This is a genomic window from Kitasatospora sp. NPDC088134 (assembly GCF_044741705.1).
Taxonomy (GTDB): domain Bacteria; phylum Actinomycetota; class Actinomycetes; order Streptomycetales; family Streptomycetaceae; genus Kitasatospora.
This window is the reverse complement of record NZ_JBIUTD010000036.1, coordinates 19,017-33,480: the sequence shown is the minus strand read 5'-3', so window position 1 is coordinate 33,480 and position 14,464 is coordinate 19,017. Positions and strand designations below refer to the sequence as shown.

Sequence of the window (14,464 nt, the reverse complement as noted above, 5' to 3'; positions counted from 1 at the left end):
GTCATCGTAGCCGGTCGGCGGGCTCCTCCCGCACCCCGCCCGGCGCCCGGTCGAAACGCGCCGCGACCCGGGCCGCGGTGCCGGCCGCCCAGGGGGTGGTGGTGGCCAGTCCGAGCAGCAGGACGGTCAGGCCCAGTCCGGCGACGATCCACCAGCCGGCGTGGGTGGCGGGGGCGAACCCGCCGGACCGGGCGACCGCGCCGGTGACCACAGTGCCGATCACCGCGACGCCCAGCGACTGCCCGACCTGTCGACTGGTGGAGGCCACCGCGGCGGCCACCCCGGCCTGGGCGCGCGGCATCCCGGAGACCGCGGAGTTGGTGATCGGCGCGTTCACCAGGCCGAAGCCGAGCCCGAACAGCGCGTAGGCGGGCAGCAGCAGGAGCGCCGGGGAGTCCGCGGTCAGCCGGGTCAGCAGCAGCCCGGCGGCAGCCATCGTCGCCCCGGCCACCAGCAGCGGCAGGCGCGGCCCGCGGGCGGCGACGATCCGGCCGGACAGTGGGGCGGCGAGCAGAGTCAGCCCGGCCATCGGGAGGGTCCACAGGCCGGCCTCGACCGGGTCGCAGTGCCGGACGTCCTGCAGGTACAGGGTGTTCATGAACAGGAAGCCGCCGAGCGCGGCGAAGGCGCACACCGCCGTGACGGTGGCGCCGGCGAACGGGGCGCTGCGGAAGAACCGCGGGTCGATCAGCGGCTCGGCGACCCGGTGCTCCCACAGCGGGAAGGCCAGCAGTGCGGCGAGGGCCAGCCCGATCAGGGCCAGGATGCCGGGCGAGGTCCAGCCCCGGCCGGGGCCCTCGATGATGGCGGCGGTGCCGCAGCCCAGCAGCAGCACCATCAGCGACTGCCCGACCGGGTCCAGTCGGCGCGGCCGGGGCGACCGCGACTCCGGGACGTGGCGGACCGTCAGCAGGCAGGCCGCCAGTCCCACCGGCACGTTGATCAGGAAGATCGCCGGCCAGCCCGCACTGTCCACCAGGAACCCGCCGATCAGCGGCCCGAGCGCCATGCTGATCCCGACCACGCCGCCCCAGACGCCGATCGCCCGGGCCCGCTCCTTCGGATCGGTGAAGGTGTTGGTGATGATCGACATCGCCACCGGGTTCATCATCGACCCGCCGACCGCCTGCACCGCGCGGAACCCGATCAGCCAGCCCAGTCCGGGCGCGAGGCTGCACAGCAGCGAGCCGAACACGAACAGCAGCAGCCCGGCCGTGAACACCCGCTTGCGCCCGATCCGGTCGGCCACCGACCCGGACAGCATCAGCAGCGCGGCCAGCACCAGGGTGTAGGCGTCGATCACCCACTGCAGGCCGGAGGCGGGCGCGTCCAGGTCGTGCTGGATCGCGGGGAGGGCCACGTTCACGACGGTATTGTCCAGGCCGACGATGAACAGGCTCAGGCAGCAGATCGCCAGGACCAGCAGCCGGTGACGGCGGTCCGGGGCGGTGATCTCTCGGCTCACCCCCCGATCATCGCACCGGGAGCCGGGCCCCAACTCGGCTGCCCCGCACGGCCGCCCGACCGTCCACCCGGCCGCTCATCCAGCCGCTCAACCGACCGCTCAACCGGGGACCAGTGCGAAGCGGACGGCGCGGGTGGCCGGGTCGGCGAGGGTCAGCCGGACGGTGACCCGGCGGCCGAGCGGCAGCGGATCGGGGGCGTCGCACTTGGCGACCACCGCGGGGTCGCGCAGCTGGACGGTGCCGACGGTCGGCCGACGCTCGTCGACGTCGACCACCACGGCCTCGAACCGCTCGTCCTCCCGGCCGCGCAGCAGTTCGGCCTCGACCAGGTCCACGCAGGCGCGCTCCACCTCGTGGGCCCGCCGGTCGCCGCCCTCCAGCAGGCCGGGCAGCAGCGGCAGGGCGTCCCGCACCCAGACCGGCACGTCGGTGCCGCCCGCCACGGCCAGGCAGATCTCCAGCGCGTAGCGGTCACCGAGCCGGCGCAGCGGGGCGGTGCAGTGCGCGTAGGGAGCGGCCAGCGCGGCGTGGCCGGGGTCGGCGGGCGGGGCGGTGCCGCGGGCGGTGTCGAAGGCCCGGTAGCCGGCGCCGCGGAGCAGGCCGGTGCACTCGTTGAGGAAGGCGGCGTCGGCAGTGCGGGCCGGGTCGAGCGAGCGGACCAGTTCGGGGTAGGGCAGGTCGGCGGGCCAGTCGACGCCGAGCGCGGCGGCGACCCGGCGGAGCCGGGCGTAGGCGGAGTCGGGGGCGGCGGGCAGGGTGCGGAGCAGCCCGATCCCGGCGTCGAGCATGAGCTCGGCGGCGGCCATGCCGGTGAGCAGCGAGATCTGGGCGTTCCAGCCGTCGGCCGGGCGGGGTGCCCGGTAGCCGAGCCGGTAGCCGCCGTCGACGGCCTCCACCTCCTGCTCGGGGATCGGCAGGCTGACGCCGCCGCGGTCGCGCTCCCGGGCCTCGCGCAGGGCGCCGATCGCGGCGAGCAGGTCGAGCTGCTCGTCGGCGGAGCCGGCGTCGATCCGGCCCTGCACGGTGGCGTAGTCGAGTCGGCGGCGGGAGCGGACCCGGGCCCGGCGCAGGTCGGCGAGGACGAGGGCACCGTCGGCGTCCAGGTCGAGCTGCCAGAGCAGGGCGGGGCGGAGTTCGCCGGGCAGCAGGCTGGCGGCGCCCTCGGAGATCCGGGCGGGGTGCAGCGGTACGTTGCCGTTGGGGAAGTACAGGGTCTGGACGCGGTGCGCGGCCTCGGTGTCGACGGCACCGCCGGGGGTGACGAAGGCGGGGACGTCGGCGATCGCGTAGTGCACGCGGTAGCCGGTGCCGCGGCGGGTCAGGTGCATGGCCTGGTCGAGGTCGCGGGAGCCGGGCGGGTCGAGGGTGAAGAGTTCGAGGTCGGTGGCGTCGGTCTCGGGCAGCCGGGGCAGGGAGGCCGCCCGGTCGGCCTCGGCGAGCACCTCCGGCGGCCAGTCGGTGCGGATCTCCAGGCGGGCCCGGAGGTCGGCGAGTTCGGTGTTGATCCTGGCGGTCTGGGCGGCCCGGACGCTGAGGTGTCGGCGCGGCATGCTCGCAGCGTAGGCCGCAGCGGCCCGGTCGGCGCGCCGGACCTGCCGTGAAGAGGGTTGTGGCGCACGGGGTTTGACCGCCGGAGGGCCGGTCGTCGGGGCGGTCCTCCGGGCAACCGGCGGGGTGGCCGCGGCCCACCGACCCGCAGGCCGTCCGGGCGACGGGATTCGGGGCGGGTGCGGGCGGGTCGTTAGGGTTGACCGGTCGTGCCGCAACGGATCGTCCGGGCGTTCCGGAGTCCGCGCGTCCAAGAGTTCAAGAGTTCAAGAGCCCGAGAGTCGAAGAGGTGTCGCCGTGCTGGTTCTGCTGCCGCCGTCGGAGGGGAAGGCCGCGCCGGAGGCGGGAGTGCCGGTGGACCTGGCGGCGCTGTCGCTGCCGGGGCTGACGGGGGCCCGGGAGAAGGCGCTGGCGGCGCTGGTGGAGCTGTCCGCGGGCGATCCGGACCGGGCGGCCGAGGTGCTGGAGCTGAGCCAGGGGCTGCGCGGGGAGCTGGCCAAGAACGCGGGGCTGCCGACGGCGGGGGCCCGCCCGGCCGGCGAGGTCTACACCGGGGTGCTGTTCGACAGCCTGGGGCTGGCGAAGCTGGACGGGGCGGCGCACGCCCGGGCCGAGCGCGCGCTGCTGGTCTTCTCCGGCCTGTGGGGCGCGGTCCGGATCACCGACCGCATCCCGCCGTACCGCTGTTCGATGGGGGTGAAGCTGCCGCCGCTGGGCGCGCTCGGCGGGTACTGGCGCGGGGTGCTGGACGGGGTGCTGCCGGAGGTCGCGGCCGACGGCCTGGTGCTGGACCTGCGCAGTTCGGCGTACGCGGCGGCGTGGCGGCCCTCGGGCGCGGTGGCGGCCCGGACGGCGACGGTGCGGGTGCTGCACGAGCGCGAGGTGGACGGGGTGCTGAAGCGTTCCGTGGTGAGCCACTTCAACAAGGCGACCAAGGGCCGGCTGGTCCGCGACCTGCTGGTGGCGGGTCTGGAGCCGGCCTCGCCCGGGGAGCTGGTGGAGGCGCTGGGGCAGCTCGGCCACCGGGTGGAGGTCTCGGCCCGGGGCACGGAGCGCAAGCCCTGGCAGCTGGATGTCGTGGTGGCCGAGGTCCACTGACCGGCGCCGCCGGGAGCCGACCGACCGACCGACCGACCCGGAAACGACCGACGCCCCCGGGGACGGCTGACGGATCCGGGAACGACTGACGGCCGACGTCCCCGGGAACGGCTGACGGCCCGTCACCCCCCGAGCAGGTGACGGGCCGTCAGGGCCCAGGGCCTCGTGCAGCCACCGCCTCGCGGCTCAGCGCAGGTGCGAGGTGTCGTTGAGCAGCCGCAGCGAGGCGTTGCCGTCGCTGTAGTACTGGACGGCGCAGAGCGAGGCGGCGGAGAGCTCCATCCGGTGCACGGCGTCCGGCGGGGCGCCGAGGGCGAGTCGGACCAGCGACTTGATCGGGCTGACGTGCGAGACCACCAGCACGGTCTTCCCGGGGTAGCGGGCGATGATCCGGTCGCGGGCCTGGCCGACCCGCAGGGCCAGGCCGGTGAGCGATTCGGCGCTGCCGGTGGGCTTGGCCTTGGCGGAGGTGAGGAAGGCGTTCAGGTCCTCGGGGTGACGCTCCATCACCTCGGCGTAGGTGAGACCCTCCCAGGCGCCGAAGTCGAGTTCGCGCAGGCCCTCCTCGATCCGCACCTCCAGGCCGAGCCGGCGGGCGACCGCCTCGGCGGTCTGCCGGGTGCGGAGCATCGGCGAGCTGACCACGGCCTGCACGGTGCCGCGGGCGGCCAGCGCCTCGGCGGCCCGTTCGGCCTGCCAGACGCCCTTCTCGGACAGGCCGGGGTCGCTGCCGGTGCTGCCGGAGAAGCGCTTGAGCGGGGTGAGCGGGGTCTCGCCGTGCCGCAGCAGCGCCAGGGTGGTGGGGGTGCCGAGGTCGGCAGGCCCGGCCCAGCCGGCCCGGGGCGCGGGGGCGGGGGCGGGCAGCGGCTCGTCCTTCGCGGGCGCGGCGACGGGGGCGGCGGGCACCGCGGCCGGCCGGGCCTTCGGCTCCCACTGGCGGCCCTGCTTGCCGGCGTCCATCGCCTCGTTGGCGAGCCGGTCGGCCTCCTTGTTCTTCTCCCGCGGGATCCACTTGTACTCGACCTTGCCGCGCGCGGCGACGCTCCGGGCCTCGGCGGCGAGCGGCTGCATGTCGGGGTGCTTGATCTTCCAGCGGCCGGACATCTGCTCGACGACCAGCTTGGAGTCCATCTCGACCAGGATCCGGGCGTCCGGGTCGAGCTCGCGGGCCGCCTTCAGCCCGGCGATCAGCCCCTTGTACTCGGCGACGTTGTTGGTGGCCCGGCCGATGTACTCGGCGGCCTCGGCCAGGATCTCGCCGGTGCGGGCGTCGAGGACCACCGCGCCGTAGCCGGCCGGCCCCGGGTTGCCCCGGGAGCCGCCGTCGGCCTGGACGATGTACTGGGCGCCGGCCACCGGGTCAGACGCCCGACTCGCCGGTGCGGACCAGGATCCGGCCGCAGTTCTCGCAGCGCAGCACCTTGTCGACGGGCTCGGCCTTGATCGCGTTGAACTCGGTGATCGAGAACTCGGTGCGGCAGCCCTCGCAGCGGCGCTGGTAGAGCCGGGCCGCGCCGACGCCGCCCTGCTGCTCGCGCAGGCGGGTGTAGGCCTTCATCAGGTCGGCGGGGATCACGTGGGCGACGGCCTCGCGGTCGCGGCGGACCTTCTCGGCCTCGGCGTCGAGCTCGGCCAGCTGGGCGTCGCGGCGGCCCTCGGCCTCGGCGACCACCACGGCGGAGTGCTCCAGGCGGGCGGTGAGCTCGGTGACCCGGGTCTGCGAGGACTCCATCCGCTCCATCACCTCCAGCACGATGTCCTCCAGGTCGCCCTGGCGCTTGGCCAGCGAGGTGTTCTCGTGCTGGAGGTTCTCCAGGTCCTTCGCGGAACCGACCGCCCCGGAGTCCATCCGCTGCTGGTTGCGGGCGGCCCGGCTGCGGACCTGCTCGACGTCCGCCTCGGCCTTGGCCAGTTCGCGGGTGGTGTCGCCGAGCTGGGCCTGGGCGGCGACCACCAGGGACTGCAGGGCGGTGTGGTCGGCGGTGGCCTTGTCGATCTCGGCGTGCTCGGGCAGGGTGCGGCGCCGGTGGGCCAGCTGGTCGAGGCGGGAGTCGATGGCCTGCAGGTCGAGCAGGCGGATCTGGTCGGCGGGCGCGGCGTTCACGCGGCTGGGCTCCTGTTGAGTTGGTTCGGCGGGAAGGTCAGGGGGCGTACGGCATCGGCGCGTGCGCCGTCCACGGGTCGGTGACCCGGGTGGAGACGCGGGTCTCCAGCGGCCAGGCGTGCCGGTCGGCACGGTCGAGCAGTTCGCGGGCGGCGAGCCGCAGCCAGGGCCACTCGGTGGCCCAGTGCGCGGCGTCGACCAGGGCGACGGGGGCCGTCTCGGCGGCCTCGGAGGCCGGGTGGTGGCGCAGGTCGGCGGTGAGGTAGGCGTCCACGCCGGCCCCGCGGGCCTCGGCGAGGAAGGAGTCGCCGGCGCCGCCGCAGACCGCGACCCGGCGGACCGGCCGCTCGGGGTCGCCGGCGGCGCGGACGCCCGCGGCGGTGGCGGGCAACCCGGCGGCGACCTGGGCGGCGAACGCGGCGAGCGTCATCGGCTCGGGGAGTTCGCCGATCCGGCCGCTGCCGCGCCGGCCGGCCGGGTCGGTGGGGTCGGCCACCAGCGGGCCGGTGACCTTCAGGCCGACCGCCTCGGCGAGGGCGTCGGAGACGCCCGGGGCGGCGTGGTCGGCGTTGGTGTGCGCGACGTGCAGCGCGATGTCGTGCTTGATCAGGGTGTGCACCACCCGGCCCTTGAAGCCGGTGGCGGCGACCGTGCTGGTGCCGCGCAGGTACAGCGGGTGGTGGGTGACCACCAGGTCGGCGCCCCACTCGACGGCCTCGTCGACCACGGTCTGCACCGGGTCGACGGCGAACAGCACCCGGTTCACCTCGGAGTCGGGGTCGCCGCAGACCAGGCCGACCGCGTCCCAGGACTCCGCCCACTGCGGCGGGTAGATCTCTTCGAGCACGGCGATGACGTCGGACAGTTTCGGCACCTGTCGAGACTACCGCGTGCCACGGGCCGCCCCGTCCGGGCCCGGCCGGGCCCCCGCCGCTCCGCCCCGCGCCCGGGGTCGCACACCTGCCCGTCAACCCGGCGCGGAGCGTCGATCGGGACCGGAGGCGGTGCTTCCGGTGGCCGGGGAGCGGGGGTCGGCCGCCCGCCGTCCGGTCCGCCCTGCTCACAGGCCCGGGGGTGGACACATTCGAAAACCGGGCCTGATCACCCTTAAGAGTGAAGTGACTCCAGCGGCGTTGAGTCACCTCCGTCCCGAAAGTAACTTCAGTCCTGCGAACGAGAGTTGCCCGACCCGATCGGGTCGAATGGGCGATCGGCCGGAATTCCCGACTTCCCGCCAGGAACGCTTACCGACAGGAACGCTTCCCGAGGGAACGCGACGGAATTCGACAGGCGCGGCCGGGGCTCTCGTGGTTCCGCAGACCGGACCGGCCTGGTCCACCGCGAAGGGGTGTGAAGCAGATGGGGGCGGACACGCCGCCGCGCAGGGCCCTGCCGCCGGTCACGGTCGTCGGCGCGCCGGGTGTGGACGGCGGGTCGGCGGAGGTGGCGCGGGCGGCCGCGGCCGGCGGCGGGGCCCGGGAAGACGGCGGTGGCCCGCGGGTCGCCGCCGGGGGCTCCCGCCGTCCGGCCGCGGGCGGTCCGCGCCGCGCCGGACGGAATTCCGCGGGCGCGTTCCGGGCCGGCGCCCTGCCGGAATTCCCGTACCGGGCCGGGCCGTTCGCCGCGGAATTCGGTCCGTCTGCGGCCGGAATTCCCGGGCCGGGCATTCCCCCGGACCGCTCCAGCCGTCCGCGGCACCCGCGCCCGCCCGCCGTGGTGGGAGGTCGATCCCGTCGAGGGGGCGGGATCGGCCGTCCCCCGGGCCCGGTGTGCGCCCGCCCGGTCCCGGGCCGCCCGTCCACGAGTTCCGGAGGTGATCGGTGGACGCCGCTGTCGTGCGTACCGCTTCGCAGGTCCTGCGGCGGCTGAGTTTCGCGTTCGCCGGGGACGGCTCGCACGCCGCCTGCCTGGCGGCGGGGCCCGACGGCCGCTGGTCCGTGGAGAGTTGGCGGCTGGACGGCCCGGGCCCGGCGGTCCCGACGACGCTCGCCCCGGTGGAGGACCTGCACTCGCAGCTGCTCGCGCTGCCGGACGGGCGGGTGCTGGTGTGCCGGCACGACGGCGACCGGCACACGGTGCTGCTCCTGGCGGCCGGCGCGCCCGAGCAGGTGCTGGCCGGACTGCGGACGGCGGGGCTGCGGATGCTCGCCGCGCCGGGGGACGGCCGGCTCGCGGTGCTGCTGGGCACGGACGCCCGGGCGGTGACCACGGTGCGGCTGCTGACCGCGGACGGGTCCGCGCCGCGCGAGGTCGCCGAGCTGCCGGGCCTGTACGGCGGCGGGGTGTGGCTGGACGCCGCGGGGCGGCTGCTGGCCCTGGACCGGATCGCCGACGGGGCGGTGAAGACCGTCGTACTCGACCTCGAACTCGGCATCACCACACCGCTGTTGGAGCTCGGTGAGGGCAGCAGCGACCGGCTGCTGCTGTGCGACCCGGCGACCGGCCTCGGCCTGCTGCGCAGCGACGCGCCGGGGGCGGACCGGCTGGGCTGGGCGGTGATCGGCGGCGCGGAGCCGGCCCGGTTCCCGGATTGCCTGCACCGGCCGGGGCAGCTGCTGCGGCCGGTCGCGGTGTCGCCGCACCGGCCGGGCGTGGAACCGCAGGTGGTGCTGCAGGTCGACCGGGGAGCGGCGGCGACGCTGGCGGTGTGGCGGCCGAGCGAGAACCGCCTGGAGCAGCTGCCCGTCCCGCCCGGGCAGTGGGGCGCGGTCGGGCACTGGTCGGCAGCGGGCCTGCGGATGCCGTACTCGGCGCCGGACCGGCCGGCGGCGCTGGCCACCCTGGACGTGGCGGCGCTGCTGGCCGCAGGGAGCACCCCGGTGCCGCTGGCGCTCTCCCCGCTGAACGGCGACGGGTGGGCGGAGCGGCCCGTCCCGGGCTGGCGGCTGGACGGGTCGGCGGCGCCCGCCGTCGGCGGCTGGCACCCGGCCCGCTGCCTGGAGCTGGCCGGTCCGGTCGGCCCGGTCGAGGCGGTGGTGTACGGCGGCCCGGAGTGGCGGTCGGCGCCGCACCTGGTGCTGGCGCTGCACGGCGGCCCGGCGGACGCCTGGCGGCTGGAGTTCGATCCGGCGCTGCAGCGGATGGCGGCGGAGGGCCTGGCGGTGGTGGCGCCGAACCAGCGCGGTTCGACGGGGTACGGCCCGGAGTACGCGGCGGCGATCCGCGGCGCCTGGGGCGGACCGGACCTGACGGACGTGCTGGCGCTGCTGGCCGACCTGGCGGAGCGGCGGGCCGCGCTGGGGCTGGAGCCGCCGGCCCTGTTCGGGGTGAGCTACGGGGCGTTCCTGGCGCTGCTGGCGGCGGCGCACGCCCCGGCGGGGACGGTGGCGCGGTGCGCGGTGGTGGCGCCGTTCCTGTCGGGCGCCCGGCTGCTGGCGGAGGGCACCGAGCCGGTCCGGGCGCTGGCCGTCCGGCTGGGCGGCGACGTCGAGCCGGACGACGGGCTCGGCCCGCGGGACGTGCTGCGGGTCGCGGACCGGCTGACCGTGCCGCTGCTGGTGGTGCACGGCGCCCGGGACGAGGTGGTGCCGGTCGGGCAGTCCCGGTCGCTGCGGCACGAACTGCTGCGGCTGGGCCGGGCGGAGGGCGTCGACTTCCGGTACGTGGAGGCCGCGGGCGCGGGCCACGAACTGCTGGCCGAGGAGGGCTCGGCCGCGCTGCACGACCTGCTGGCGGTCTTCCTGCGCACCGGCGGCGCGGACTGACGCCCCGTCGGAGGGTGCCGACGGCGGGCCGGACCCGCCCGGCGCCGGGCCGTCCCGCGGGCGTCCCTCCCCTTCTCAACCTGCCTGGAGTGCTTGGTGCGTGGGTCCTCGGTCGCGCTGACGGCGTCGGTGCCGCTGAACGCGGTGGCGCTGTCGGCCCTGCCCTGGGCGGCGGGGACGCTGCTGGACGCGGTGCTGACGGGCGGCCGGGACTGCTGGTCGGCCGGGTGGCCGGTCGGCGGGTCGGCGGCGCTGCTGACGCTGTCCGTGTCGGCGTGGGCAGCCCCGGCCCGGACGGTCCCGGCGCGGGCGGTGGCGGCCCGGGCGGTCGCGGCGGGCTCGGTGGTCGGGCTCGCGGTGCTGTCGCCGTGGCTGGCGGCGGCGTTCTTCGCCGGGCTGCTGCCGGGGGTGCTGCTGGTGCGGCTGTTCGCCCTGGTCACCGCGGAGTCCGGCGCCGCCCGACCGGGGCCGTCCCGGGGGCGGGCGGCCCTGCTGGTCGCGTCGGTCGAGCTGACGGTGCTGGGCACGGCCGGCCAACTGGTGGCGGCGGGACGGCTGTCGGCGGGCGCGTGCGCGGCCGCGGCGGGCTGGGCAGCCCTGGGCCTGGGCCTGTACCTGCTCCGGCCGGTGGCGCGGCCCCGGTGGCGCGAGACCCGAGAACTCCCGGACGGCCCTGGCGAGTTGGCGTTCCGCCCGGTGGTGCTGCGGGGCGCCGGGGGCACGGTGGTGTTCGGCCCGCTGCACCTGACGGTGCCGGGCGGCCGGACGGTCGCCGTGGTGGGCCGCCCGGGGGCGGGCCGGTCGCTGCTGGCCGCGCTCACGGGCGGGCTGCGCCCGCCGGACGGCGGGGCGGTCCTGGTGGACGGGGTGCCGGTGGCCGCCCTGCCGGTGGCGGCGCGGCGCCGGGCGGTGGGCTGCGCCTTCGAGTGGCCCCGTCCGGTAGGTGAACTCCCCTCCCCCTCCGGCAAGTTGTGGACTCCCGGGTCGGCAACGGGCCCCCGGGTCATGGTGCAGGACGACGCCGCGTGGAACCCGGAACCGCCCGCCGAACGCCGGACCAGGCTGGTGCTGACCCGCCGCGCGACGGTGGCGGCCGGGGCGGACCTGGTGCTCTGGCTGGACGGCGGCCGGGTCCGGGCGATCGCCCCGCACGCCGACCTGCTCGCCGACCCGGAGTACCGCGACACCCTGACGGACGAACCGGCGGACGCGGAGAGCGTCGACCGGTGCGGCGATGCCGACAACTGCCGCCAGCCGTCGGCCGGTTGACCGACCATCAACAGCAAGAGCCGACCGGTGCGGCGCAGAACCCCATCGGCGATGCGTCGAACAGCGGAGGAGCGGCGCTCCCCGCCCGGACGCGGAACCGCCGGCGGCACCGCCGGACGAAAGCACCCGCCGATCGGTGCGGGAACCCGGCGCGGCGGCGGGCGGTTCGGTTAGGCTCCGAGGCGATTCGGCCGTCGCCGTGCGCCCCGTGCGGGCTGCTCCGGGGGCGGCCGGTCGGCTGCTGCCCGGCTCCGGGCGGCGCCCGGTCGCGCCGCGGTGTTTCCCGGCGCGCCTTCAGCCGAGACCGCCTTGACCGCCTTCCTTTCGCACGGAGAAGACTGACCTGATGTCCGAGACCATCGACGACACCACCGAGCACGACCACCGGGCGTCCGCCGAGGACGCCCCCGAGGGCGCGGCCCACGGCCGCCACCGGGGTTCCACCGCCGGCGACGACACCCCGGACGCGGACCCGCACGGCCGTCACCGCCGCTGACCCGGTCCGCCGCAGGACCGCACCCCGCTGCACCGCAGCACCCGCGCCCCCGGTCCCGTCACCGTCCTGACGGCACCGGGGGCGCGCCCGACGGCACCGGGGGCGCGGCGCACCCGGCCGGACAGCGCCGGACCGAACCGCTCCGGCCTCAGTCCAGCGTCAGCACGGTGCGCAGCGCCTCGCCGCTGCGCATCTGCCGGACCGCCTCGTTGACCTCGGCCAGCGGCAGCCGGTGGGTGATCATGCCGTCGAGGTCGAGCCGTCCGGCCCGCCACAGGGCGATGGCGAGGTCGGCGGTGCGGCGGACGTCGCCGCCGCCGTACATCGAGGGCAGCAGGCGCTTCTCGTTGAAGAAGAGTTCGCCGAGACTGAAGGAGACCTGGTCGTCCTGCGCGCCGGCGCCGATCACCACCACCGCGCCGCCGCGCCGGGCCGCGTCGTAGCCGGCCCGGACGGTGCCGGAGCGGCCGACCGCCTCGAAGACGTGGTCGAAGCCGCCGCCGGGCACCGAGCGGGCCGCGGCCTTCAGCTCCTCGGGGGCGATCGCCTCGGTGGCGCCGAAGGCGAGCGCCCGTTCGCGGCGGGAGGCCACCGGGTCGACCACGGTGATCCGGGCGGCCCCGCAGATCCGGGCGCCCTGCACGGCGGCGATGCCGACGCCGCCCGCGCCGATCACCGCGACCGTCGAACCCGCTTCCACCTTCGCGGTGTTGACGACCGCGCCGAGGCCGGTGGTGACGCCGCAGCCGATCAGCGCGGCCAGGTCGTGCGGCAGGTCGGCGGGCACCGGCAGGACGCTGTCGGCGGCCACCACCAGTTCCTCGGCGAACGCGCCGGTGCTGTAGAAGCCGTACGCGTCGGTGTCGCCGCCGATCCGGAAGGTCGGGGTGGCGAGCCGGCGGATCGAGGCCACGCACAGGTGGCTCTGGCCCCGGCGGCAGGCGGGGCAGGCGCCGCACGGCGGCATCCAGCAGAGCACCACCCGGTCGCCGACGGCCGGGGAGGTCACGCCCTCGCCGACCTCGACCACCTCGCCCGCGCCCTCGTGGCCCGGCACGAACGGCGCGGGCTGCGGCAGCACCCCGGCCATCGCGGACAGGTCGGAGTGGCAGAGGCTGGCGGCGCGCACCCGGACCCGGACCCTGCCCGGTCCGAGGCCGACCGCCTCGACGTCGTCCCGGACGTCCAGGACGTCCTGTCCGGTCTGGTGCAGGATCGCTGCGCGCACTGGCTGCTCCGCGGGGGTCGGCCGCCGCACCGGGCGGGCTGGAACACGTTCTACCGAAGGTCGTCCCCTGTATAGCGCATCCGTCCGGCGCAGCGCCGGGGCCACCGGGTCGGCCCGGCGTCCCGGCGGACGGAAAGCGCTTCCCCGCACCCCGTCCGACCTGGCATCATTCGCGCCCGTGTCCACCACCGAATCCCCCGCCGCGGCGCCCGGCGCCGCCCCCGCCCGGCCCTGCCCGCGGTGCGGCGCCCCGCTGTCGGTGAGCGAGCGCTTCCCGACCTGGTGCCCGGCCTGCGAGTGGAACCTGCTGCCCGAGCAGCCGGCCGTCCAGTACCGGACGGCGCGGGCCCGCCGCCGGGCCGAGCGCGCGGAGCGCCGGGAGGAGGAGCGCCGACGGGTCGTCAGGGAGCGGACCGAGAAAGTGTTCCGGCTGGTCGCGGCCGAGGGCCCGGAGCGGCGGACCGCCCCGCCGGTGGCCGCGTTCGCCCTGGCCGGGCTGGTGCACCTGGTGTCGCTGACGGTGCTGCTGCTGGGCGGGGCGCTGACCGCGGGGCTGGTCGGCGCGGGCTGGTTCCCGCGCGGGCTCGGCGTGCTCGCCCTGGCGGTGGCCGTGCTGGTCCGGCCCCGGCTGGGCCGGCCGACCCGCGACGGGGTGCTGACCCGGGAGGCCGCGCCGGCCCTGTACGGCCTGGTGGACCAGGTGTCGGACGCGCTCGGCGCGCCCCGGGTGGACTCGATCGCGGTCAGCGGCCGGTTCAACGCCTCGTTCGGCGTCGTGGGGCTGCGCCGGCGGCGGGAGTTGGAGATCGGTCTGCCGCTGTGGGAGATGCTGACCCGGCAGCAGCGGGTCGCGCTGCTCGGCCACGAGCTCGGACACTGCGTCAACGGGGACTCCCGGCGCGGCCTGTGGACCGGCTCGGCGGTCGATTCGCTGGTCGAGTGGGAGCGGCTGACCCGTCCCTCCGCCGACCACGGCTCGCGGCGCCCGATGATCATCATGGCCGCGTTCGTCGCCAACGTGCTGCTCTGGGTGGTCAACCGGGCGGTGCGCGCGCTGGCCGGCCTGATGTTCCGGCTGCACCTGCGCAGCGGGCAGGCCGCCGAGTACCGGGCCGACGGGCTGGCCGCCCGGCTCGCCTCGGTGCCGGACGCCCGCGGGGTGCTGGTCGCCCTGCTGAACGAACCGACGGTGGAGGCGGTGCTGGTCCGCCGGCGCGCCCTGCCCCGGCAGCGCTCCGGCGGGCGGTCGGGCGGCCCCGACCTGTGGGCGGCGCTGGCCGAGGCGGCCCGGACCGTCCCGGCGAGCGAGACGGCCCGCCGGGTCCGGGCCTCCGAGCGGGAGGTCGGCGCCGTCGACGCGTCGCACCCGCCGACCTACCTGCGGCTGCGGATGCTGGACACCGCTCCCCCGCCGGTCGACCGGGCGCCGCTGGTGCTGGACGCCGGACGGGCCGCCGCGATCGAGGCCGAGCTGGCGGCGAGCCGCGAACGGGTGGCCCGCGAGCTGCTGTGACGGCCCCGGGGGTCGCCCGGGGCGTTCCTACCATCCAG

11 protein-coding genes are annotated in these 14,464 nt (G+C 76.8%); 5 read left to right on the top strand and 6 right to left on the bottom strand.

What is annotated here, in order from left to right; genetic code table 11:
• Position 1 precedes the first annotated feature (1 nt).
• Both ACIOHG_RS34605 and ACIOHG_RS34600 read right to left on the bottom strand, forming a co-directional pair.
• Positions 2-1,465, bottom strand: coding sequence for an MFS transporter (locus ACIOHG_RS34605; protein ID WP_400956745.1), 1,464 nt, complete (start codon positions 1,463-1,465; stop codon positions 2-4).
• 99 nt (positions 1,466-1,564) lie between these two features.
• Positions 1,565-3,016 (bottom strand): RNB domain-containing ribonuclease, encoded by a 1,452-nt coding sequence (locus ACIOHG_RS34600; RefSeq protein ID WP_400956742.1) that lies wholly within the window; start codon positions 3,014-3,016, stop codon positions 1,565-1,567.
• A 295-nt stretch (positions 3,017-3,311) separates the two neighbouring features.
• Here ACIOHG_RS34600 and yaaA point away from each other — a divergent pair, with 295 nt between their 5' ends.
• Positions 3,312-4,112: a peroxide stress protein YaaA gene (yaaA, locus tag ACIOHG_RS34595; protein WP_400956739.1), complete on the top strand. Its 801-nt coding sequence runs from the start codon at positions 3,312-3,314 to the stop codon at positions 4,110-4,112.
• A gap of 186 nt (positions 4,113-4,298) precedes the next feature.
• Here yaaA and ACIOHG_RS34590 read toward each other — a convergent pair whose 3' ends face one another.
• Genes ACIOHG_RS34590 through ACIOHG_RS34580 form a run of 3 tightly spaced genes read right to left on the bottom strand, consistent with a single transcriptional unit; the run spans position 4,299 to position 7,090 of the window.
• Positions 4,299-5,468: a bifunctional RNase H/acid phosphatase gene (locus ACIOHG_RS34590; RefSeq protein ID WP_400956737.1), complete on the bottom strand. Its 1,170-nt coding sequence runs from the start codon at positions 5,466-5,468 to the stop codon at positions 4,299-4,301.
• Between the two features lie 4 nt (positions 5,469-5,472).
• Positions 5,473-6,216: a zinc ribbon domain-containing protein gene (locus ACIOHG_RS34585; RefSeq protein WP_400956734.1), complete on the bottom strand. Its 744-nt coding sequence runs from the start codon at positions 6,214-6,216 to the stop codon at positions 5,473-5,475.
• A gap of 37 nt (positions 6,217-6,253) precedes the next feature.
• A complete protein-coding gene (locus ACIOHG_RS34580) occupies positions 6,254-7,090 on the bottom strand; it encodes a Nif3-like dinuclear metal center hexameric protein (protein ID WP_400956732.1) in 837 nt (278 codons plus the stop codon).
• A gap of 961 nt (positions 7,091-8,051) precedes the next feature.
• Between ACIOHG_RS34580 and ACIOHG_RS34575 the strand changes: the two genes are divergently transcribed.
• The 3 genes from ACIOHG_RS34575 to ACIOHG_RS34565 all read left to right on the top strand — a co-directional run bounded on the left by ACIOHG_RS34575 (position 8,052) and on the right by ACIOHG_RS34565 (position 11,685).
• Positions 8,052-9,920, top strand: a complete 1,869-nt coding sequence (locus tag ACIOHG_RS34575) for an alpha/beta hydrolase family protein (RefSeq protein ID WP_400956730.1) — start codon at positions 8,052-8,054, stop codon at positions 9,918-9,920.
• A 96-nt stretch (positions 9,921-10,016) separates the two neighbouring features.
• A complete protein-coding gene (locus tag ACIOHG_RS34570; RefSeq protein ID WP_400956728.1) occupies positions 10,017-11,189 on the top strand; it encodes an ATP-binding cassette domain-containing protein in 1,173 nt (390 codons plus the stop codon).
• 346 nt (positions 11,190-11,535) lie between these two features.
• Positions 11,536-11,685, top strand: a complete 150-nt coding sequence (locus tag ACIOHG_RS34565; protein ID WP_400956725.1) for a hypothetical protein — start codon at positions 11,536-11,538, stop codon at positions 11,683-11,685.
• Positions 11,686-11,833: 148 nt separating this feature from the next.
• Here ACIOHG_RS34565 and ACIOHG_RS34560 read toward each other — a convergent pair whose 3' ends face one another.
• Positions 11,834-12,913 carry an alcohol dehydrogenase catalytic domain-containing protein gene (locus ACIOHG_RS34560; RefSeq protein WP_400956722.1) on the bottom strand — a complete coding sequence of 360 codons (1,080 nt, stop codon included), beginning with the start codon at positions 12,911-12,913 and terminating at the stop codon, positions 11,834-11,836.
• A gap of 178 nt (positions 12,914-13,091) precedes the next feature.
• Between ACIOHG_RS34560 and ACIOHG_RS34555 the strand changes: the two genes are divergently transcribed.
• Positions 13,092-14,426 (top strand): M48 family metalloprotease, encoded by a 1,335-nt coding sequence (locus ACIOHG_RS34555; RefSeq protein WP_400956720.1) that lies wholly within the window; start codon positions 13,092-13,094, stop codon positions 14,424-14,426.
• Positions 14,427-14,464: the final 38 nt, after the last annotated feature.

What these genes read in the sequence shown, in the direction of transcription:
- ACIOHG_RS34600 (WP_400956742.1), bottom strand. Translation starts at nt 3,016, where the DNA reads ATGCCGCGCCGACACCTCAGCGTCCGGGCCGCCCAGACCGCCAGGATC.
- ACIOHG_RS34565 (WP_400956725.1), top strand. Translation starts at nt 11,536, where the DNA reads ATGTCCGAGACCATCGACGACACCACCGAGCACGACCACCGGGCGTCC.